The organism is Streptomyces sp. NPDC034085 (genome assembly GCF_055575555.1).
The window spans coordinates 526,110-546,396 of record NZ_JBVISL010000005.1; the positions used below are offsets into that span (position 1 = coordinate 526,110).

General features: G+C 72.0%; 20 protein-coding genes. 11 read left to right on the forward strand and 9 right to left on the reverse strand.

Going from position 1 to position 20,287, the window contains the following annotated elements; all coding sequences use genetic code 11:
• Positions 1–52: 52 nt before the first annotated feature.
• Positions 53–775: a DedA family protein gene (locus ACZ501_RS21145; RefSeq protein WP_361600809.1), complete on the forward strand. Its 723-nt coding sequence runs from the start codon at positions 53–55 to the stop codon at positions 773–775.
• A 78-nt stretch (positions 776–853) separates the two neighbouring features.
• On the opposite strand, the gene ACZ501_RS21150 is transcribed toward ACZ501_RS21145, so the two are convergent.
• Together ACZ501_RS21150 and ACZ501_RS21155 are read right to left on the reverse strand one after the other, a co-directional pair.
• A complete protein-coding gene (locus ACZ501_RS21150; protein ID WP_361600812.1) occupies positions 854–2,500 on the reverse strand; it encodes a threonine/serine exporter family protein in 1,647 nt (548 codons plus the stop codon).
• 192 nt (positions 2,501–2,692) lie between these two features.
• A complete protein-coding gene (locus tag ACZ501_RS21155) occupies positions 2,693–3,187 on the reverse strand; it encodes an inorganic diphosphatase (protein ID WP_361600844.1) in 495 nt (164 codons plus the stop codon).
• 223 nt (positions 3,188–3,410) lie between these two features.
• Between ACZ501_RS21155 and dacB the strand changes: the two genes are divergently transcribed.
• The 7 genes from dacB (at position 3,411) to ACZ501_RS21190 (ending at position 11,236) form a co-directional block, all read left to right on the forward strand.
• Positions 3,411–4,832 (forward strand): D-alanyl-D-alanine carboxypeptidase/D-alanyl-D-alanine endopeptidase, encoded by a 1,422-nt coding sequence (dacB, locus tag ACZ501_RS21160; RefSeq protein WP_468797278.1) that lies wholly within the window; start codon positions 3,411–3,413, stop codon positions 4,830–4,832.
• 73 nt (positions 4,833–4,905) lie between these two features.
• Complete coding sequence (locus ACZ501_RS21165; protein WP_361600818.1) at positions 4,906–6,051, forward strand: zinc-dependent metalloprotease; 1,146 nt, start codon at positions 4,906–4,908, stop codon at positions 6,049–6,051.
• A gap of 197 nt (positions 6,052–6,248) precedes the next feature.
• A complete protein-coding gene (tilS, locus tag ACZ501_RS21170; RefSeq protein WP_361600821.1) occupies positions 6,249–7,289 on the forward strand; it encodes a tRNA lysidine(34) synthetase TilS in 1,041 nt (346 codons plus the stop codon).
• Between the two features lie 66 nt (positions 7,290–7,355).
• Complete coding sequence (gene hpt, locus ACZ501_RS21175) at positions 7,356–7,916, forward strand: hypoxanthine phosphoribosyltransferase (protein ID WP_007264874.1); 561 nt, start codon at positions 7,356–7,358, stop codon at positions 7,914–7,916.
• A gap of 194 nt (positions 7,917–8,110) precedes the next feature.
• Positions 8,111–10,138, forward strand: a complete 2,028-nt coding sequence (gene ftsH / locus ACZ501_RS21180; protein WP_361600825.1) for an ATP-dependent zinc metalloprotease FtsH — start codon at positions 8,111–8,113, stop codon at positions 10,136–10,138.
• A gap of 95 nt (positions 10,139–10,233) precedes the next feature.
• On the forward strand, positions 10,234–10,842 hold the full coding sequence (gene folE / locus ACZ501_RS21185; RefSeq protein WP_361600828.1) for a GTP cyclohydrolase I FolE: 609 nt from the start codon (positions 10,234–10,236) through the stop codon (positions 10,840–10,842).
• A gap of 4 nt (positions 10,843–10,846) precedes the next feature.
• The gene (locus ACZ501_RS21190; RefSeq protein WP_468797280.1) at positions 10,847–11,236 is read left to right on the forward strand and encodes a hypothetical protein; all 390 of its coding nucleotides are present in this window, start codon (positions 10,847–10,849) and stop codon (positions 11,234–11,236) included.
• A gap of 12 nt (positions 11,237–11,248) precedes the next feature.
• Here the strand turns inward: ACZ501_RS21190 and ACZ501_RS21195 are convergent, their stop codons facing one another.
• The 6 genes from ACZ501_RS21195 to ACZ501_RS21220 all read right to left on the reverse strand — a co-directional run bounded on the left by ACZ501_RS21195 (position 11,249) and on the right by ACZ501_RS21220 (position 16,365).
• On the reverse strand, positions 11,249–11,734 hold the full coding sequence (locus tag ACZ501_RS21195) for a DUF3180 domain-containing protein (protein WP_361600834.1): 486 nt from the start codon (positions 11,732–11,734) through the stop codon (positions 11,249–11,251).
• 42 nt (positions 11,735–11,776) lie between these two features.
• Positions 11,777–12,385, reverse strand: a complete 609-nt coding sequence (gene folK / locus ACZ501_RS21200; protein ID WP_362460144.1) for a 2-amino-4-hydroxy-6-hydroxymethyldihydropteridine diphosphokinase — start codon at positions 12,383–12,385, stop codon at positions 11,777–11,779.
• A complete protein-coding gene (gene folB / locus ACZ501_RS21205; protein WP_030010912.1) occupies positions 12,382–12,741 on the reverse strand; it encodes a dihydroneopterin aldolase in 360 nt (119 codons plus the stop codon). The genes folK and folB overlap by 4 nt, the downstream gene beginning before the upstream one ends.
• Positions 12,742–12,872: 131 nt before the next feature.
• Positions 12,873–13,316 (reverse strand): nuclear transport factor 2 family protein, encoded by a 444-nt coding sequence (locus ACZ501_RS21210; RefSeq protein ID WP_468797282.1) that lies wholly within the window; start codon positions 13,314–13,316, stop codon positions 12,873–12,875.
• A 49-nt stretch (positions 13,317–13,365) separates the two neighbouring features.
• On the reverse strand, positions 13,366–14,238 hold the full coding sequence (folP, locus tag ACZ501_RS21215; protein WP_361600847.1) for a dihydropteroate synthase: 873 nt from the start codon (positions 14,236–14,238) through the stop codon (positions 13,366–13,368).
• Positions 14,239–14,517: 279 nt separating this feature from the next.
• Entirely contained in the window at positions 14,518–16,365 is a 1,848-nt protein-coding gene (locus ACZ501_RS21220) for a phosphatidylglycerol lysyltransferase domain-containing protein (RefSeq protein ID WP_361600398.1), read from the reverse strand.
• Between the two features lie 152 nt (positions 16,366–16,517).
• Between ACZ501_RS21220 and ACZ501_RS21225 the strand changes: the two genes are divergently transcribed.
• A complete protein-coding gene (locus ACZ501_RS21225; protein WP_361600395.1) occupies positions 16,518–17,627 on the forward strand; it encodes an alpha/beta hydrolase in 1,110 nt (369 codons plus the stop codon).
• 102 nt (positions 17,628–17,729) lie between these two features.
• Here the strand turns inward: ACZ501_RS21225 and ACZ501_RS21230 are convergent, their stop codons facing one another.
• Positions 17,730–18,692, reverse strand: a complete 963-nt coding sequence (locus ACZ501_RS21230) for an ABC transporter ATP-binding protein (protein WP_468797284.1) — start codon at positions 18,690–18,692, stop codon at positions 17,730–17,732.
• 159 nt (positions 18,693–18,851) lie between these two features.
• On the opposite strand from ACZ501_RS21230, the gene ACZ501_RS21235 reads away from it, so the two are divergent.
• Together ACZ501_RS21235 and ACZ501_RS21240 are read left to right on the forward strand one after the other, a co-directional pair.
• On the forward strand, positions 18,852–19,562 hold the full coding sequence (locus ACZ501_RS21235; protein ID WP_361600410.1) for an ABC transporter permease: 711 nt from the start codon (positions 18,852–18,854) through the stop codon (positions 19,560–19,562).
• A gap of 4 nt (positions 19,563–19,566) precedes the next feature.
• Positions 19,567–20,232, forward strand: coding sequence for an ABC transporter permease (locus ACZ501_RS21240; RefSeq protein ID WP_362460152.1), 666 nt, complete (start codon positions 19,567–19,569; stop codon positions 20,230–20,232).
• Positions 20,233–20,287 lie beyond the last annotated feature (55 nt).

Below are 20,287 nucleotides of genomic sequence, written 5' to 3' on the forward strand. Positions count from 1 at the left end.
TCGTCGCGTCCCCCACCGCAGACGTCCCCCTGATCCAGGAGAGCCCGGAAACGTGGAACCCCTCTACACGCTTGCCCTCGGCCCCGAGTGGCTGTCCCCGGAGTACCTGATCGGGCAATTCGGCCTGATCGGCATCCTGGTCATCGTCTTCGCGGAATCGGGCTTCTTCGCGTTCCTGCCCGGCGACTCCCTGCTGTTCACCGGCGGTCTGTTCGTCGCCAGCGGCGACATCACCCAGCCGCTGTGGCTGGTCTGCACGATGATCGCGGCGTCCGCGATCCTCGGCGACCAGGTGGGATACCTGCTCGGCAAGTTCTTCGGCCCGAAGCTGTTCAACCGGCCGAACAGCAAGGTGTTCAAGCGGGAGAACCTGGACGCGGCGCACGACTTCATGGAGAAGCACGGCCCCAAGGCGATCGTGCTGGCCCGTTTCGTGCCGCTGATCCGCACGTTCGCGCCGATGGTGGCGGGCGCCGGCGCGATGAGGTACCGGACCTTCCTGACCTTCAACATCATCGGCGGCGTCCTCTGGGGTGCGGGTGTCACCTGCCTCGGCTACCAGCTGGGCCAGTTCGAGGTCATCAAGAAGAACGTCGAGGCGATCTTCATCGGCATCGTGCTGATCTCCGTGATCCCGGTGGTCTTCGAGGTGCTGAAGTCCCGCAGGACCAAGAAGACCGACGCGGCCGAGGCCCCCGCGCAGCAGCCCGGGTACCCGCAGCAGGACCAGCAGCCGCCGGCCCCCGGCCAGCGCGGCCGCCACGCCAAGCGCTGACGGCCCCGCCAGAGCCCCCTGCGCCCCGGAGACGGCCCGTCTCCGGGGCGTACGCGTACCCGGACGCCGGCGGGCGCCTCAGAAGCCGCGGGTGCGCTTCGCCGCGGCCCGGCGCTTGGCCGCGCTGCCCGCGCCGGGGATCCGCATGAAGAGGCGGGAGGTCTCCGAGCCGAGGTTCACCCCGACCGCGATCGCGAGGGCGATGGCGGCGGCGTTGGTGAGCGAGGCGAGCCCCGCGTCCAGCCGGTTCTCGGCGATCGAGAGCAGCCCGTAGTACGTGGCCGAGCCCGGCAGCAGCGGCCCGATGGCCGCCGTCACGTACGGCAGGGCGGAGGCGAACCGGTAGCGGGAGAAGAGCTGCCCGAACAGGCCCACCAGCCCGGCCGCGATGGCCGTGGACGGCACCGGCGGCAGCTCCGCGGCCCGCAGCGCGCCGAAGGTGACCCAGGCGACCCCGCCGTTGAGGGTCACGATCCACACGGTGGAGCGCTCCTGCTGGAGCAGGATCGCGAAGGTGAACACCAGGACCATCGAGGCGAAGATCTGGAGCACCGGCCGGTGCGGGATCTGGAGCACCTCGTCCGGGTTCGGCGAGGCGCCGAACTGGAGGCCCACGTAGATCACGACCAGTACGCCGACCACGATCCCGATGAACAGGTACATCACCTCCAGCAGGCGGGCGGAGGCGGTGATGTAGAAGCCGGTCAGGCCGTCCTGGACGGCCGCGACCAGGGCCCGTCCGGGCAGCAGCGCGAACAGGCCGCCGGTGATCACGGCGGAGGCGCGGACGTCGAACTCGGCGATCTTCAGGGCCACGCCGATCGCCGCCGGGGGCATCGCCGCGACGACGAACTGGTAGAACTCCGGCAGCCCGCGGCCGGCGAAGTACCAGGCCAGGCGGTCGCCGAGGACGGCGCCGAGGGCGGCGCAGAAGAAGACGGTCACCCCGCCGCCGACGAGGGTGGAGGCGGCCCCGGCGAGCAGTCCGGCGGCGGCGGTGAGCACCCAGGTGGGGTACGGGTGGCGGTTGCGGCGGATCACGGCGAGGCGGCGGTAGGCCTCCTCGAGGGAGACCTCGACGTCGGGCGTGCTGATGTCGGCCACCAGCCGGAAGACGGCGGCGAGGCGGGTGTAGTCGGTGCCGCGGCGGCGCACCGTGCGGTTCGCGGAGACGGGGTCCCCCACCAGGGAGGGCTGGTGGGTGATCGACAGCAGGGTGAAGGTGACGGTGGGCTCGCAGCGGTCGAGCCCGTAGGAGCGGGCCACCGCGAACATCGCGGCCTCCACGTCCTCGGCCCCCTCGCCGCCCGCGAGCAGCAGCTCGCCGATGCGCAGGGTGAGGTCGAGCACGCGGCCCACGGCGGGGCCGGACTCGCTCTGCTTCTGGACCGGCTCGGGCACGGGGCGGACGTCCACCGGCATGCGCAGCATGGTGCGCATCCGGTCCTGCCAGGGGGAGGAGACGGGGAAGCCGGGGGCCGGGAGGGGGGTGTGGGCGGGTGGGGAGTGGCTGGCGCTGTAGGTGGCCGGGGTGGCGAAGGCGGAGCCCTCGGGCTCGGCGGGGAACGCGTCGGGGCCCATGCCGTCGGGGACGGCGAACTCGGAGGTCGGCTGGTCGTCGTCCGGGACCTCGGGTTCCATCCCGGGCGGGGCGGTGAACGCGCTGCGCGCCTCGTCGGACTTCGGCTTCCGGTCCTCGGGACCGGGCCCTTCGGCCTGCGCCACGCATCCTCCCACCCTTGATCACCTGGCGGTATCAGTATGCGGAATCGTTTCGTCCGTGGCGAAAGAAGGCCGGGCCCGCGGCGCGCGCGCTCCCGGTGGGCCTAGGTGTGTTGTCCCGGGGCCGGGAACGCCGCAGCGGGCGGCGCCCCCGGGGTGGGGGTGCCGCCCGCTGCGGGCGGGCGTCGCGGAGCCTCAGTGGTGGCCGCCCTGCGCCTCCAGGCGCTTGTACGAGGCCTCGATCTCGGCCTCGGCCTCGGTGCGGCCGACCCAGTTCGCGCCCTCGACCGACTTGCCCGGCTCCAGGTCCTTGTAGACCTCGAAGAAGTGCTGGATCTCCAGGCGGTCGAACTCGGAGATGTGGTGGATGTCGCGCAGGTGCTCGACACGCGGGTCGGACGCCGGCACGCACAGCAGCTTGTCGTCGCCGCCCGCCTCGTCCGTCATGCGGAACATGCCGATCGCGCGGCACTTGATCAGGCAGCCCGGGAAGGTCGGCTCGTCCAGGATGACCAGCGCGTCCAGCGGGTCGCCGTCCTCGCCGAGGGTGTTCTCGACGAAGCCGTAGTCCGTCGGGTAGCTGGTCGAGGTGAAGAGGCGACGGTCCAGACGGATCCGGCCGGTCTCGTGGTCCACCTCGTACTTGTTCCGCGAACCCTTGGGGATCTCGATGGTGACGTCGAACTCCACGTCCTGCTCCTCCATGATCAGCTCCGGCCTCGTGCCGAAGCTTGACTGCTTCGAGTGATAGCGCGTCCGGCCCAGCCCTCCCCGGCTACCGCTGGGTGGGGGGTACCCCCGGCCGGAGGCTGGGGGAGTACCCCCAGCCGGGTGGGGTGCCATGCTCGCGGCAAGACGCAGTGGTTAAGTGTCCCTCACGCATATGTGTGATCGCGAAAGGGGCTGGTCCGAGGTGCCATTGGTCAAGACGTGGCAGCTCATCGCGGGGTCGGCCGTCGCCGGCCTCGCCCTCTCGGCGGTGACGGTGGCCGCCGCCGGTCCATGGGACTCCGGCCAGCGTAAGGCCGAGCGGGACAGGGCCGCCTCCTGGAGCGGTACGGGTGGCGCAGATCACGCCGCCGGGGGCCTGCCGCGGACCGCGCCCAGCGCCCCCGGCGTCCTGGCCGGGCTCGCCCCGCGCACCGCGAACGCCGCGCCCGCCGGCGGCGGCACGCTCGCCGGTGCCCTGGCGCCCCTGCTGGCGGACCCCGCGCTGGGCACGGTGCGCGGGGCCTCGGTGGTCGACACCGCGACGGGCCAGGTGCTCTACGAGTCGGGCGCGGGCGAGGCCATGACCCCGGCCTCCACCGTCAAGATCGCCACGGCGAGCGCGGCCCTGGCCGCCCTCGGCCCCGAACACCGCATCCGGACCACCGTGACCCCGGGCGCCGGGCCCGGGGAGATCGTCCTGGTCGGCGGCGGCGACCCGTCCCTGACCGCCAAGAAGAAGAGCCCCGCCGGATCCGGCGGCAGCCTCGTGGCCCTCGCCGCCGACACCGCCCAGGCGCTCAAGGCCGCCGGCACCGACACCGTGACCCTCGGCTACGACGACTCCCTCTACACCGGCGCCGTCCTCCACCCCCTCAACGACAACACCAACATCGCCCCCGTCACCGCCCTCACCGCCGACGAGGGACGCCCCGACGACTCCACCTCCGGACCCGTCGCGCGCACCGGCGACCCCTCCAAGGACACCGCCCGCGCCTTCGCCGCCCTGCTGCGCGACCGCGGCATCAAGGTGGGCGGCGAACCCGCCAAGGCGAAGGCCCCCGCCGGGGCCCAGCCGCTGGCCACCACCCTCTCCACCCCCCTCGCCGGGCTCGTCGAGCGGATGCTGACCAACAGCGACAACGACATTGCCGAGGCCCTCGCCCGCCAGACCGCCCTCGCCGCGGGGCAGCCCGCCAGCTTCGAGGGCGCCGAGAAGGCCGTCACCGAGAAGCTGGCCTCCCTCGGCCTCGACCTCACCGGCTCCCGCTTCGCCGACGGCAGCGGCCTCAACCGGGCCGACCGGCTCAGCACCCGCCACCTGACGGCCCTCCTCGCCAAGGCCGCCGACCCCCGCCACCCCGAGCTGCGGCCGGTCCTCACCGGACTGCCCGTCGCCGGCTTCACCGGGACCCTGCGCGCCCGCAACACCGCGACCTCACCGGCGGCCGGCCTGGTGCGCGCCAAGACGGGCACCCTGAACGGGGTGAACTCCCTCGCCGGCACCGTCGTGGACCCGTCCGGGCGGCTCCTGGCCTTCGCCTTCCTGGCCTCGAACACCCCCGACAAGGCCGCTGCCGAGAAGGGCCTCGACAAGCTGGCCGCGGCCGTCGCCGCCACCCCCTGACCTCCAGGGGGATCCTCCCCCAGACTCCGTCCGGGGGGACCCCCAACGGCGCGGGTCCACGTACCGTTGACGCATGACGAGCATCGGTGGTGCGGAGATGGTCGACTGGAACCTCGCGGTGGCGACCGCGACCCGGCTGGTGAGGCCGGGTCCGGAGGTCAGCCGCGACGAGGCCCGGGCCGTGGTGGCGGAACTGCGCCGGCACGCCAGGACCTCCGAGGAGCACGTGCGCGCGTTCACCCGGATGATCCCCGAGGGGTCCCCCCTCCCCGACACCCCCGTCCTCGTCGTCGACCGGGCCGGCTGGGTCAGGGCCAACGTCGCGGGCTTCCGCGAACTGCTCGGCCCGCTGCTCGGCAAGATGCAGGACCGCCGCGCGGCCACCCCCGGCGGCGCCGTCATCGGCGCGGTCGGCGGCAAGGTCACCGGCGTCGAGCTGGGCATGCTGCTGAGCTTCCTGGCCTCCCGGGTGCTCGGCCAGTACGAGACCTTCGCGCCCGGCGGCCCCGACCTGCCGGGCGGCGCCGCCACCGGCGGCCGGCTGCTGCTCGTCGCGCCGAACATCGTGCACGTCGAGCGCGAGCTGGAGGTCAGCCCGCACGACTTCCGGCTCTGGGTCTGCCTGCACGAGGAGACGCACCGCACCCAGTTCACGGCGGTGCCCTGGCTGCGCGCCCACCTGGAGGGCGAGATCCAGACGTTCCTCGGCGCCACCGAACTCGAACCGGGAGCCGTCCTCGAACGGCTGCGCGAGGCCGTCCAGTCCTTCGCCGGAGCCCGTGCCGACGGCGAGCGCGGCGACGAAGGGCGTTCGCTGGTCGAACTCGTCCAGACCCCGGAGCAGCGCGAGGTGCTCGCCCGGCTCACCGCCGTCATGTCCCTGCTGGAGGGCCACGCCGACTTCGTCATGGACGGGGTCGGCCCCGACGTGGTCCCCTCCGTCGCCGAGATCCGGGAGAAGTTCCAGCAGCGCCGGGCCAGCGGCGCGGGCCGCCTCGACGCCGCCCTGCGCAAGCTGCTGGGCCTGGACGCCAAGCTGCGCCAGTACCGCGACGGCGAGCGCTTCGTCCGGGCCGTCGTCGGCCAGGTCGGCATGGAGGGCTTCAACCGGGTGTGGACCTCGCCCAACACGCTGCCGACCAAGGCCGAGATCGCCCGCCCCGCCGAGTGGGTGGCCCGGGTGCACCGCAAGGGGGGCGCGGACACCGGAGAAAGGTGAAGCAGGAGGCGTAAACATGTCTCACTGGGGGAAGCAGCATCACCCTTCCGAGGGACCGTGGGCCGTGGAAGGGCGTGCGATGCTCAGGGAACGGCTCGGTTCTGTCACCATCGACGCACTCTGAGTGACATTCCGCATCTTCCCCGGCGCAACACCCGAAGCCTCCGAGCATCCGAACTCCACGAAGGGCACCGGACATGGGTCCCCATCCTGCGGTCGCGGCGATACGCCTGGCGGTCCGCCGCGTACTCCACGACGTCCTCACCGACCTCACCGACAGTCCCGCACCCCGCGCCACGGCCGGCACCCAGCCGCTCGTCCTCGTCGCCTGCTCCGGCGGCGCGGACTCCATGGCGCTCGCCTCCGCCCTCGCCTTCGAGGCGCCCAAGCTTGGCGTCCGGGCCGGCGGCATCACCGTCGACCACGGCCTCCAGCCCGGCTCCGACCTGCGCGCCGCGGAGGTCGTCTCCCGCATGACCGCGCTCCGCCTCGACCCGGTGGAGTCCGTCGCCGTGCGCGTCGGCCGCGACGGCGGACCCGAGGCCGCCGCCCGCGACGCCCGGTACGCCGCCCTGGACGAGGCCGCCGACCGGCTGGGGGCCTGCGCGGTGCTGCTCGGCCACACCCGTGACGACCAGGCGGAAACCGTCCTGCTGGGCCTCGCCCGCGGCTCCGGCATCCGCTCGCTCTCCGGCATGGCGGAGGCGTCGGGCGGCCCGGGGGCCCCCGGCCGCACCAAGCGCTACCGGCGCCCCTTCCTCCAGGTGGACCGGCAGACCGCCCGCAAGGCCTGCATGGTCCAGTCCCTGCCGGTCTGGGACGACCCGCACAACATCGACCCCGCCTACACCCGCTCCCGGCTGCGCCACGAGGGACTGCCCGCCCTCGAGAAGGCGCTCGGCAAGGGAGTCGTGGAAGCGCTCGCCCGTACCGCACAGCTCTCCCGGGACGACGCCGACGCCCTCGACGCGTGGGCCGCCGACGCCGAGGCGGGGGTGCGCGACGAGGACGGCCGCCTGGAGTGCGCCAAGCTGTACGCGCTGCCCCCCGCCGTCCGCCGCCGGGTGCTGCGCCGGGCCGTCGTCGCCGCGGGCTCGCCCGCCGGCTCCCTCTTCGCCCGGCACATCGAGGAAGTCGACCGCCTCATCACCGGATGGCGGGGCCAGGGCGCCATCAACCTGCCCGGCCGCGTCGAGGCCCAGCGGCAGGGTGGCAGACTTGTCATCCGGCAGGGCTGATTGGTGCTGAGACACGGCTGAGTCCTCCGGGGACACCCCCCGGAGCCCCGGCCGACAACGAAAGTGATGCGGGTGGACGAGAAGGACATGGGCAACGACCTCCAGTCGGTGCTCATCACCAAGGAAGAGATCGACGCGAAGCTGGCCGAGCTGGCCGCGAAGATCGACGCGGAGTACGCGGGCAAGGACCTGCTCATCGTCGGTGTGCTCAAGGGCGCCGTGATGGTGATGGCGGACCTGGCGCGCGCCTTGTCCACCCCGCTCACCATGGACTGGATGGCGGTGTCCTCGTACGGCGCCGGGACCCAGTCCTCGGGCGTGGTGCGGATCCTCAAGGACCTCGACACCGACATCAAGGACAAGCACGTCCTGATCGTCGAGGACATCATCGACTCGGGCCTGACCCTGTCCTGGCTGCTGTCGAACCTGGGCTCCCGCCAGCCGGCCTCCCTGAAGGTCGTCACGCTGCTGCGCAAGCCCGAGGCCGCGAAGGTCGCCATCGACGTCGAGTGGGTCGGCTTCGACATCCCGAACGAGTTCGTCGTCGGCTACGGCCTCGACTACGCGGAGAAGTACCGCAACCTGCCGTTCGTCGGCACGCTCGCCCCGCACGTCTACGGCGGCTGACCCCGGCCGTCACCGGTGTCGCCCCCGGGGAACCCGGGGGCGGTCCCCGACGTTGGAGCTTGGGAAGGCGGGTCTGTCAGCCGTCCCACGAGGCCGCGGGTGACAATTCAGGGGTACATTCCGAAGAACAGTCTTTACTCACAGCAGCATTTACCTACGGGCAGGAGGGACGGGGTGCCTGGCGCCCCGTATGGATGGACGTGAAGCGATACTTCCGTGGGCCGGTCATGTGGATCGTGCTGGCCGTCCTCGCCGTGGTCGTGTTGATGAACGTCGTCGGCTCCGGCGGCGGCTACAAGTCGGTGGAGACCAGCGAGGTCATCAAGGCGATCAACAGTGGCCAGGTGGACAGCGCCAAGCTGACCACCGGTGACAGCCAGATGATCAAGATCGAGCTGAAGAAGGGCCAGAAGCTCGGCAACAACAGCGGCACCAAGTTCCAGGCCAACTACATCGGGGATCAGGGCGTCCAGCTCGCCCAGAACCTCCAGACCAAGTACGAAGCCGGTCAGATCCCGGACGGCTACTCCGTCACGCCGGACAAGACCAGCCCGTTCCTGAGCGTGCTGCTCTCGCTCCTGCCCTTCGTCCTCATCGTCGTCGTCTTCCTGTTCCTGATGAACCAGATGCAGGGCGGCGGCTCCCGGGTCATGAACTTCGGCAAGTCCAAGGCGAAGCTCATCACCAAGGACACCCCGAAGACGACGTTCGCCGACGTCGCGGGTTCGGACGAGGCCGTCGAGGAACTCCACGAGATCAAGGAGTTCCTCCAGGAGCCGGCGAAGTTCCAGGCCGTCGGTGCCAAGATCCCCAAGGGCGTGCTGCTCTACGGCCCGCCCGGCACCGGCAAGACCCTGCTCGCGCGTGCCGTCGCGGGCGAAGCCGGCGTTCCCTTCTACTCGATCTCCGGCTCCGACTTCGTCGAGATGTTCGTCGGTGTCGGTGCCTCGCGTGTCCGCGACCTGTTCGAGCAGGCCAAGGCCAACGCGCCGGCGATCGTCTTCGTCGACGAGATCGACGCCGTCGGCCGGCACCGCGGTGCGGGTCTCGGCGGCGGCCACGACGAGCGCGAGCAGACCCTCAACCAGCTGCTGGTCGAGATGGACGGCTTCGACGTGAAGGGCGGCGTCATCCTGATCGCCGCCACGAACCGCCCGGACATCCTCGACCCGGCGCTGCTGCGCCCGGGCCGCTTCGACCGCCAGATCGCGGTCGACCGCCCGGACATGCAGGGCCGTCTGGAGATCCTCAAGGTCCACCAGAAGGGCAAGCCGGTCGCACCGGACGTCGACCTCTCGGCCGTCGCCCGCCGCACCCCCGGCTTCACGGGTGCCGATCTCTCCAACGTGCTGAACGAGGCGGCCCTGCTGACCGCCCGCTCGGACAAGAAGCTGATCGACAACCACATGCTGGACGAGGCGATCGACCGCGTCGTGGCGGGCCCGCAGAAGCGGACCCGGATCATGTCGGACAGGGAGAAGAAGATCACCGCGTACCACGAGGGCGGACACGCCCTGGTCGCGGCGGCCTCCCCGAACTCCGACCCGGTCCACAAGATCACGATCCTGTCCCGCGGCCGGGCCCTGGGCTACACCATGGTCCTGCCCGACGAGGACAAGTACTCGACCACGCGCAACGAGATGCTCGACCAGCTCGCGTACATGCTGGGCGGGCGCGCGGCCGAGGAACTGGTCTTCCACGACCCCACCACGGGCGCGGCGAACGACATCGAGAAGGCCACGGCGACGGCCCGCGCGATGGTCACCCAGTACGGCATGACCGAGCGCCTCGGCGCGATCAAGTTCGGCGGGGACAACACCGAGCCGTTCCTGGGCCGCGAGATGTCGCACCCGCGGGACTACTCGGAAGAGGTCGCGGCGCTGGTCGACGAAGAGGTCAAGAAGCTCATCGAGACCGCGCACAACGAGGCCTGGGAGATCCTGGTCGAGAACCGGGACGTCCTGGACAACCTCGTCCTCGCGCTCCTGGAGAAGGAGACGCTGGGCAAGGAGGAGATCGCCGAGATCTTCTCCACGATCGTGAAGCGCCCGGCCCGCCCGGCGTGGACCGGTTCCGCCCGCCGTACCCCCTCCACCCGTCCGCCGGTGCTCTCTCCCAAGGAGCTCCAGCTGACGAACTCCGCGAACGGCACGGCCGCGGCCGCGCCGGTCTCCACGGAGAAGGGCATCGAGGTGGCTCCGGAGGACCGCCCCGAAGCCTGACCCACCCGGAATGGAAGCCGCGCCCCCCAGGTTCTAGCCTGGGGGGCGCGGCACATTTGTACGAAGCCGCGTGTGCGCACAGGAACGAGGATGAGATGACCGACCCAGTGACCCTGACCGGTGGCGAGGGCACGATCGGGGAGTTCGACGAGAAGCGCGCCGAGGCGGCGATCCGCGAGCTCCTGATCGCGGTCGGCGAGGACCCGGACCGCGAAGGCCTGCTGGAGACCCCGGCGCGCGTGGCCCGGGCGTACAGGGAGATATTCGCCGGCCTCTACCAGAAGCCGGAAGAGGTCCTGACGACGACCTTCGACCTCGGCCACGACGAGATGGTCCTGGTGAAGGACATCGAGGTCATGTCGAGCTGCGAGCACCACCTGGTGCCCTTCCACGGCGTGGCGCACGTGGGGTACATCCCGTCGACCGACGGCAAGATCACCGGTCTGTCGAAGCTGGCCCGGCTGGTCGACGTCTTCGCCCGCCGTCCCCAGGTCCAGGAGCGGCTGACCACGCAGATCGCCGACTCCCTGATGGAGATCCTCGACCCGCGCGGCTGCATCGTCGTCATCGAGTGCGAGCACATGTGCATGACCATGCGCGGGGTCCGCAAGCCCGGTGCGAAGACGATCACCTCGGCGGTCCGCGGCCAGCTGCGCGACCCCGCGACCCGCAACGAGGCCATGAGCCTCATCATGGCGCGCTGAGCCGGTGCCGGACCCGGCCGGTGCCCCGATCGTCTGGGAGCCGCTCGGCGAGGACGTCCGGCGCACGCTGGAGCTGCTGCTCGACGGCGCGTCCGACCTCCACCGGGCCCTGCGGGCGCAGATCCCGCACGCGCGGATGCGCGACAGCGGCTGCGCCTGCCCCTGCGTCTACCTGAACGTGGACACGGACGCCGTGGCGGCGGCGCCGACGGGCCGGCGCTTCGGCCCGGTGGCCGGGGCGTCGCTGATCGCCCCGGACGGCGGCTACGACGGCGAGGTGACGCTGTTCGCCTCCGAGGGTGTCCTCGCGGACCTCCAGTTCTGCGACTGGGAGGACCGCGGGCCCGGCCCGGGCCGCCGGCTCTGGGAATGGCTGGGACACCGCTACGGCTGAGCCGCGGGCCGCTCAGGCCGTGGCGGGGGCCTTGCCCGGGTCGTCGTCCTCGGGGAGCTTCAGGACGTGCTCCAGGAAGAGGGCGGCGGCGATCACGGCGGCCCCGGCGAGCACCGACCCGCCTGCGTACCAGGCCTGGTCGCGGCGGGCGGGGACGTCCATGGCGTCGGTCAGCAGGAAGACGCCGGCGCCGCCGTACATGCCGGAGACGAGGGCCGCCACCAGGGCGCTGGCCTGGCCGAAGACCACCGCCCGGGCCGCCATCAGCGGCTCCACGCCCTTCGCCCCCGGCCGGCGCTCGCGCTGGGCCTTCAGGCGGGCCCGCATCGACAGGGCCGTCGCGAACAGGACGGCGGCGATCACCGCCAGCACGATCGGCGCGGCCAGCGGCACGCCCGGCAGGGTGCCGTACGCGTTCCACAGGCGGGCGCCCGCCCAGGACAGCACGCCGGCGATCACGAAGATGCCCGCCAGGACCGCCGGCCTCAGTTGCTTCACGTGCACATCCCCACTCGGTGACTGGTACGCCCAAGCTAACGGCTACTCCGGCAGGCGGAGTTCCAGGTCGGGGCGCGCCGTGACCCCGGTGAGGCCGATCGTGCCCAGCAGCTCCGCGACGGGCCCGCGGCCCGGCAGCTGCGCCTCGGCGTCGATGTCGTGCCAGGGGGCCAGGACGAAGGACCGCAGGTGCGCCCGGGGGTGCGGGAGGGTGAGGACGGGGTCGTCGGAGACCACGTCGGCGTACGTCACGATGTCGACGTCGATCGTGCGCGGTCCCCAGCGCTCCTCGCGGACCCGGTCGAAGGCCTCCTCGATGGCGTGGGCCCGCTCCAGCAGCGAGGAGGGCGGCAGGGTGGTCTTCAGCGCGACGACGGCGTTGAGGTACGAGGGCTGCGAGCCGGGCTCGACGCCCCACGGCTCCGTCTCGTAGACGGGGGAGACGGCCTTGACCCGCAGCCCCGGGGTGTCGCCGAGGGCGTCGATGGCGCCCTGGAGGGTGTCCAGGCGGTTGCCGAGGTTCGCGCCGAGCGCGACGACGGCCCACCTGGGGTTGGACAGGGTGACGTCCGCCGCGTCGACCGCTTCCATGACGGAGGCGGGCACGGGCTGGACCGTGGGGTCGCTCTGGGCGTTCAGTCCGTTGTTCATGCGCGGCTCCGGGTGATCGTGATGGTGACGTCGTCGAAGGGGACGGTGATGGGCGCGTCCGGCTTGTGGACGACGACCTCCACCTGTGCCACCGCCTCGTGCTTGAGGCACTGCTGGGCGATCCGCTCGGCGAGCGTCTCGATCAGGTCGACGGGCTCGCCCTGGACCACGTCCACGACCTCCTCGGCGACGACCCCGTAGTGCACGGTCTTGGCCAGGTCGTCCCCGGCCGCCGCGGGGCGGGTGTCCAGGTGCAGCACGAGGTCGACGATGAAGGTCTGGCCTTCTTCGCGTTCCCGGGGGAAGACGCCGTGGTGCCCGCGAGCCTTGAGGCCGCGCAGCGCGACACGATCCACGCGAATCACTCCTGCTTTCGTAGGTGCTTCCGGTCCCGGGGCTCCCCGGGGCCATGGGCCTACGCCGAGTGCGGTCGGCGTCGTCCACCTTCGAATTTACCTGCGACGAACCCCGGGCCCCGCCCTTGGGGTCAGTCGGAGCCCTTTTCTTCCTCGTCATCGGAGTCCGTCAGGACGGGAGAACCGTGGTGGGACCACAGCCGCCACCCCTGCGGTGTGCGTCGGAACACATTCGTGGCGACGACCAGCTGGCCGACGAGCGGACCCAGCTCCCCGGCCTCCTGGGAGGGCCCCCCGCTGAGGATGTTCTCGGTACACGTGACCAGGGCGGTGTCGCCTATGAGGGCCACCTTGGTGTCGGTGAGGAAGAACTGGATGTACTCGGTGTGCGACATGATCAGCGCGTACGAACGCAGCACCTCGCCCCGTCCCGAGAGCACCGGCCACCCGGGGTGGACGCAGGAGATCTCGTCCTCGAGCCAGAGCGCCGACAGCGTGTCGAAGTCCCCCTGCTCCATGGCCCCGTAGAAGGCCGTGTTGGCCTCTTCGACGGCCTCGATGTCGGTACGGCTCACCGTTCCCCTTCCCTGTACGTCCGGCCCGCCCGGACGGTCGTCCGGCGGATCACAGAGCCCCTTCCACGGCGCGGGCCACCCGAACCGCGTCCGCCGTCGCCCGTACCTCGTGCACCCGTACGGCCCAGGCGCCCTGGTGGGCGGCGATGGCCGAGACGGCGGCCGTGGCGGCGTCCCGCTCGCGGGCGGGCGGCGGGGTGGCGTCGGCGCCGCCCGCCAGGACCCGGCCGAGGAAACGCTTCCGCGAGGCGGCGACCAGCAGCGGGAAGCCGAGGGCGCGCAGCTCGGGGAGGCGGGCGACCAGGGCCAGGTCGTGCTCGGCGTTCTTGGCGAAGCCGAGGCCGGGGTCGACGACGAGCCGCTCGGGGGCGATGCCGCCGGCGACGACGGCGTCGATGCGGGTGCGGAGCTCGGCGGTGACCTCCGCGAGGACGTCCTCGTAGACGGCGAGGCGGTTCATGCCGTCGCTGAAGCCGCGCCAGTGCATGACCACGAAGGGGACCTCGGCGGCGGCGACGGCCGGGATCATGCCGGGGTCGGCGAGGCCGCCGCTGACGTCGTTGACGAGGGTCGCGCCGGCCGCGACGGCCCGGGCGGCGACGGTCGCGCGCATGGTGTCGACGGAGACGGTGACCCCCTCGGAGGCCAGGCCGCGGACGACGGGGACGACGCGGCGGAGCTCTTCCTCGGCGTCGACGCGGGAGGCGCCGGGGCGGGTGGACTCACCGCCGACGTCGACGAGGTCGGCGCCCTGGGCGACGAGCTCGAGGCCGCGCTTGACCGCGGCGGTGGTGTCGAACCACCGGCCGCCGTCGGAGAAGGAGTCCGGGGTGACGTTGACGACGCCCATGACCGCGCAGCGGTCCCAGTCGGGCAGCCCGGTGACGGTGCCACGGGGGGCCGGGCCGCGGTTGGTGTTCATGGGCTCCAGGGTAGAGCCCTTGCCCTGGCCGGGCGGTTCGGTGGTGAGCCGCTGCCCTGGCCGGGCGGGGTGGGTGCCGCTGCGCGGGCTGCTCCCCGCCCCGCCCTTCGCCCGTTCCCCGGGCTGCGCCCGGACCCCCCGGGGGCTCCGCCCCCGGACCCCCGCGCCTCAAACGCCGGCGGGGCTGGGTTTTCCGGCCCCGCCGGGCCCCCGCGGCTCGAACGCCGACGGGCCCCGGGGGGCGGATTCCGGGGCGGCGGGGCCGCCGTGCGAGTGGTGTTATGCCGCCTGGGTCTCGCGTTCCCGCTGGGACGGGACCTTCGTCAGGGTGTGCGCGCAGGTGCGGACCGGCTTGGGGCGGCGGCGGCCGGCGAACAGCCGCGGCAGGGCCAGCGTCACGAAGCCCTCGGCCTGCATCACGGCGAAGCCGATGCGGGGCAGGTCGCGGTTGTGGCGGAAGACCATGAAGCGCGGCTCCCAGCGGGGGCGGAACTTCTCGTTGAACTTGTACAGCGACTCGATCTGGAACCAGCGCGAGAGGAAGACGAGCAGGCCCCGCCAGGCGCGCAGGACCGGGCCGGCGCCGATCTTCTCGCCGCGGGCCAGGGCCGAGCGGAACATCGCGAAGTTCAGGGAGACCTTCTCGATGCCCAGGCCGGGGGCCTGCTGCAGGGAGGCGACGATCAGCAGCTCGTTCATGCCCGGGTCGGCACCGCGGTCGCGGCGCATCATCTCCAGCGACATGCCGTCCTCGCCCCACGGCACGAAGTGCTGGATCGCCTTGAGGTCGCCGAAGGGGCTGGTGTCGCCCTCCTCCACGCGGTGCGCGGTGGCGATGATGCAGTCGCCGTCGCCCGGGTCGCCGACGCGGCCCAGGGCCATGGAGAAGCCGCGCTCGGTGTCGGTGCCGCGCCAGGCCTCGGCGGCGCCGCGTACCGCCGTCAGCTCCTCCTCGGTCAGCTCGCTGACCCGGCGGACCTTGGTGGTGTAGCCGTTGCGCTCGATGCGCTTGACCATCTGGCGGACGTTGCGCATCGGGCGGCCCGACAGGGAGAAGTCTTTGACGTCGACGATGGCCTCGTCGCCGAGCTCCAGGGCGTCCAGGCCGGTCTCGCGGGTCCAGACCTCGCCGCCGGTCTCGCTGCAGCCCACGACGGCCGGGGTCCACGAGTGGGCCTTGGCCTCCTCCATGAACCGCTCTATGGCGCCGGGCCAGGCCTCGACGTCGCCGACCGGGTCGCCGGAGGCGAGCATCACGCCGGAGACGACGCGGTAGGTGACGGCGGCCTTGCCGCTGGGGGAGAAGACGACGGCCTTGTCGCGGCGCAGCGCGAAGTGGCCGAGGGAGTCGCGGCCGCCGTGCTTGGCGAGCAGCTCGCGCAGCTTCGCCTCGTCGTCGGAGGTGAGCCGGGCGGCCGGGTGCTCGGGGCGGAAGGCCAGGTAGATCGTGGTGACGGCGGTCAGCATGCCGAGCGCGCCGAGGGAGTAGCCGACGGTCCAGGAGACCCGGCCGGCGTAGTCGACGGGGCCCTCGAAGCCGAAGAGGCCGTAGACGACGTGGGTGATCTGCTCGTACAGGCTGGGGCGGCCGACGACCTTGCCCGGGTGCACGTTGACGATGACCAGGCCGAGGCCGATGGAGCCCGCGCTCATCAGGACGAAGTTGGCCAGGGCCTTCCAGCGGCTGCGCGGGTCCGGCAGGGCCTTGAACTCGTTCTGGTGGCGCAGCAGCAGCGCGAGGAGGACGGCCGCGATGACCACGCCGATGACGGAGTGGCGGTACGCGAACTGCGCCACCGCGCCCGCGGGCAGCAGGACGACGGCGGCCCGCCAGGCCCGCCGCTTGCGGCGCTTGAGGCCGTGTGCGAGGAGGAGGATGAGCACGCCCGCGCTGATGGACAGGGCCGCGGCGAAGGGGCCCAGGGAGCCGGGCAGCACCTCGGTGACCGCGTGGAACCGGCTGTGGCGGAATCGCGGGAAGACGCCCGCCGCGATGTCCAGAAGGCCGACGATCATGACGGCCGTACCTACGAGGCCGGGCACCGACTCCGGCCGTGGTCCGCGGAAGATTCGCCGGACCGTACTCGGAACCTGTCCCGACTTATCGCCATCTATCCTGCTAGACATCGCTTCCCGTTGCTCCGCGAGAGATCATGTGGCCGAAGGCCGCGACAGCCTCCGGAGTGTGGTGCGTCCACTAGGACGACATCGACGGGGAACGGGTTCACTCTTCCGTCGGAAAAATCCGGTCCTGCCATCAGAAAGTCGACTGACTGCTCATGGGTCTCACCAGTAATACGGTTCTGGTCCTGGCCATCATCGCGGGCGTGGCCCTGTTCGCGGTCACGGTCTGGGCCTGGCCGAAGCTCTCGGGGCGCGGCGTGCGCTCGGTCCTCGGCAGGATCGGCCTGTTGCTCGCGACCCAGCTGGCGCTGTTCTCGGCAGTCGGTCTGGCGGCCAACAAGTCGTTCCTCTTCTACGGTTCCTGGGCCGACCTGTTCGGCCAGGAGACCTCCATCGGCAAGGTCGTCGACCACTCGATGAGCAGCAAGGACATCAAGGTCCTCGACAAGCAGAAGCTGGACGTCCCCGGCGGGGCCAAGCCCCAGGTCGGCGGTCAGATCCTGAAGGTCGCCATAACCGGGCAGAAGTCGAGGATAACGAGCCCCGGCTACGTCTGGCTGCCGCCGGAGTACTTCCAGCCGCAGCACAAGGACCGCAACTTCCCCGCGTCGATCGTGCTGACGGGCTACCCGGGCACCGCCGAGAACCTGATCAAAGGGCTGAACTACCCGATGACGGCCTTCAAGCAGGCCAAGGCGGGCAAGATGAAGCCGATGATCCTGGTCATGCTGCGCCCGACCATCGCGCCGCCGCGCGACACCGAGTGCGTGGACATACCCGGTGGCCCGCAGACGGAGACCTTCTTCGCGCAGGACCTGCCGCAGGCCATCCAGTCCACCTTCCGGGTGGGCAAGAAGCCGCAGAACATGGGCTTCATCGGGAACTCCACGGGCGGCTACTGCGCGCTGAAGATCGCCGCGCACCACCCGCAGACCTTCGGCGCGGCCGTGGGCCTGTCGGCGTACTACAAGGCGGCCGACGACGCGACGACCGGTGACCTGTTCCACGGGGACCAGAAGCTGAAGGCCCGCGCGGACGTGCTGGAGAGCCTGCGGGACAAGAAGCCGACCGGTACGTCCTTCCTGGTGACGACCAGCGAGAAGGGCGAGGACAACCTGAACGACACCAGGAAGTTCCTGAAGCTGGTCAAGGGCCCGGACCGGGTCTCCTCGATCATCCTCGACAGCGGGGGCCACAACTTCAACACGTGGCGCCGCGAGATCCCGCCGATGCTGGTGTGGCTGAGCGGCCGCATGCAGGCCTGAGCCCCGTGCTCGCAGGAGAAGCAGAAGCAGGTGAAGGGCCCGGCTCCGGCCGGGCCCTTCGCCGTTCGCCACGCCGTGCGATGGCCGGGGTGGCGGTGGCGGTCAGGCCTCCTGGAGGGAGGCCCGGCGCAGCGCCCGGTGGACGCCTTCGGGGGTCAGTACGCCGGCCAGCGCGCCGGAGCCGGGGTCGGTGACCCCGATCCGGCCCGAGTCCTCCTGGAGCAGGGCGGCGAGGGCCTCGCGCAACGAGGCGCCCAGCGGCACCGACACGGCGGGGGCCGGGCCTTCGGGGGCCGTCAGGTCGGCCGCGCCGACCGGGGTGACCGCGAGCCGCTTGAGCCCGCGGTCGGCGCCGACGAACGAGGCGACGTACGCGGTGGCCGGCGCGGCGAGCACGGCGGCCGGGCGGGCGAACTGCTCGATGGTGCCCTCCCCGTAGACGGCGATCCGGTCGCCGAGCCGGACGGCCTCCTCCAGGTCGTGCGTGACGAGCAGGATCGTCTTGCGGACGGTCCGCTGGAGCGTCAGGAACTCGTTCTGCAGCCGTTCGCGCACCACCGGGTCCACCGCGCCGAACGGTTCGTCCATCAGCAGCACCGGCGGGTCCGCCGCGAGCGCGCGGGCCACGCCGACCCGCTGGCGCTGCCCGCCCGACAGCTGGTGCGGGTACCGGCTCCCGTACACGGCCGGGTCCAGGCCCACAAGTTCGAGCAGCTCGGCCGCGCGGGCGCGGGCCCTGGTCTTCGGGGTGCCGATGAGCTGCGGCACCGTCGCCGTGTTCTCCAGCACGGTCTTGTGCGGGAACAGCCCGACCTGCTGGATGACGTACCCGATCCGGCGGCGCAGTTCGACGGGATCGGCGGCCGCGATGTCCTCGCCGCCCAGCAGGATCCGGCCCGATGTCGGCTCGATCAGCCGGTTGACCATCTTCATCGTGGTCGTCTTGCCGCAGCCGGACGGGCCCACCAGCGTGACCAGCTCGCCCTCCGCGACCTCGAAGGACAGGTCCTCGACGGCGGTCGTCCCGTCCGGGTAGCGCTTGGTCACTCGCTCGAATCGGATCACCCCCTCATCCTCCCCCACCCGTCCGCCCGGATGGGCGAAGGGTTCGTCAGGGGAGTGTTGCGGCTGTGCGAATGTTTCCGGCCAACGCGGGCAGCGGGGGTTATGGTCGCTCGAGGCCGGTCTCCGGCACGCGTGTGCGAGGGGAAGGGGGTGAGCGGCATGGCCGGGCAGGGCTGCCTGGTGGCGAACGACTGGATCTGCTGGGAGTACGTCAGCTCCCGTTCCGGGGAACTCGCCGACGCCACCGTCCAGCACGTCTGGATCACCGCGCTGTCGGTGTTCATCGGCGTCGCCGTGTCCGTGCCGCTGGCGCTGCTGGCCCGCCGCGGCCGCGGCTGGGCGGCGCCCGTGCTGGGCCTGACCACGCTGCTCTACACGATCCCCTCGCTCGCCATGTTCTCCCTGCTGCTTCCCTTCTTCGGGCTGTCGGCGGCGCTCGTGGTGACCGGCCTGGTGCTGTACTCGCTGACCATCCTGGTCCGCAACGTCCTGGCCGGCCTGGAGGCCGTCCCCGACGACGTACGGGAAGCCGCGCGCGGGATGGGCTACGGCCCGGGCCGGCTGCTGTGGCAGGTCGAACTCCCGCTGGCGCTGCCGGCGCTGCTGGCCGGGGTGCGGATCGCCACCGTCTCGACCGTGGCGCTGACCACCGTCGGCTCCATCGTCGGCAAGGGCGGCCTGGGCAACCTGATCGCCCCCGCCGTGAACAGCTCGTTCAAGGCCCAGGTGCTCACCGCCTCGGTGCTGTGCGTGCTGCTCGCGCTGGTCGCGGATCTCCTGCTGCTCGGCGTGCAGCGGCTGCTGACCCCGTGGACGCGCACCCCGCGTACGTCGCGTACCGCGCGCTCCGCACAGGCCGAGGGGGTCTGAGGGCATGGGCGTGCTGGCGCAGGCCTGGGACTGGCTGGCGGACGGGGCCAACTGGGCCGGGGAGAACGGGGTGTGGCACCGGCTCGGCGAGCACGTCTACGTCAGCGGGATCGCCCTGGCCATCGCCTGCGCGGTGGCCCTGCCGGTCGGGCTGTGGCTCGGCCACCTCGGCAGGGGCGGCACGCTTGCGGTGAACGTCTCCAACGCCGGACGGGCCGTGCCGGTGTTCGCGGTGCTCGCCCTGTTCATGGTGTCGCCGCTGCGCAGCGCGGGCTACGTGCCCACCATCGCCGCGCTCGTGCTGTTCGCCGTGCCCCCGCTGCTGACCAACGCGTACGTCGGCATGCGCGAGGTGGACCGCGCGGTGGTCGAGGCGGCCCGGGGCATGGGCATGTCCGGCCGCCAGCTGTTCCTGCGGGTGGAACTGCCGCTCGCGCGCGATCTGGTGATGACCGGGCTGCGTTCGGGTGCCGTGCAGGTCATCGCCACCGCCACGATCGCGGCGATGGTCGGCCAGGGCGGTCTGGGCCGGATCATCACCGCGGGCTTCAACACGTACAACACCCCGCAGGTGGTGGCGGGCGCGGTGCTGGTGGCCCTGCTGGCGCTGCTGGTGGAGGGCGCGCTGGTGGCCGCGGACCGGCTGCTGCTGCGGGCCCCGTCGCGCTGAGGCGCGCCCGCCGGCCGCCCCCGGTGCCCGATGTCCCCGCTGTGTTGTGATTCCC

Coding starts and splice junctions, on each gene's coding strand:
- folK (WP_362460144.1), bottom strand. CDS start 12,385: ATGAACAACGGACTGAACGCCCAGAGCGACCCCACGGTCCAGCCCGTG.
- ACZ501_RS21220 (WP_361600398.1), bottom strand. CDS start 16,365: ATGTCTAGCAGGATAGATGGCGATAAGTCGGGACAGGTTCCGAGTACG.
- ACZ501_RS21225 (WP_361600395.1), top strand. CDS start 16,518: ATGGGTCTCACCAGTAATACGGTTCTGGTCCTGGCCATCATCGCGGGC.
- folP (WP_361600847.1), bottom strand. CDS start 14,238: ATGAACACCAACCGCGGCCCGGCCCCCCGTGGCACCGTCACCGGGCTG.
- ACZ501_RS21235 (WP_361600410.1), top strand. CDS start 18,852: ATGGCCGGGCAGGGCTGCCTGGTGGCGAACGACTGGATCTGCTGGGAG.
- hpt (WP_007264874.1), top strand. CDS start 7,356: ATGCGGGTGGACGAGAAGGACATGGGCAACGACCTCCAGTCGGTGCTC.
- folE (WP_361600828.1), top strand. CDS start 10,234: ATGACCGACCCAGTGACCCTGACCGGTGGCGAGGGCACGATCGGGGAG.
- ACZ501_RS21165 (WP_361600818.1), top strand. CDS start 4,906: ATGACGAGCATCGGTGGTGCGGAGATGGTCGACTGGAACCTCGCGGTG.
- tilS (WP_361600821.1), top strand. CDS start 6,249: ATGGGTCCCCATCCTGCGGTCGCGGCGATACGCCTGGCGGTCCGCCGC.
- ACZ501_RS21240 (WP_362460152.1), top strand. CDS start 19,567: ATGGGCGTGCTGGCGCAGGCCTGGGACTGGCTGGCGGACGGGGCCAAC.
- ftsH (WP_361600825.1), top strand. CDS start 8,111: ATGGACGTGAAGCGATACTTCCGTGGGCCGGTCATGTGGATCGTGCTG.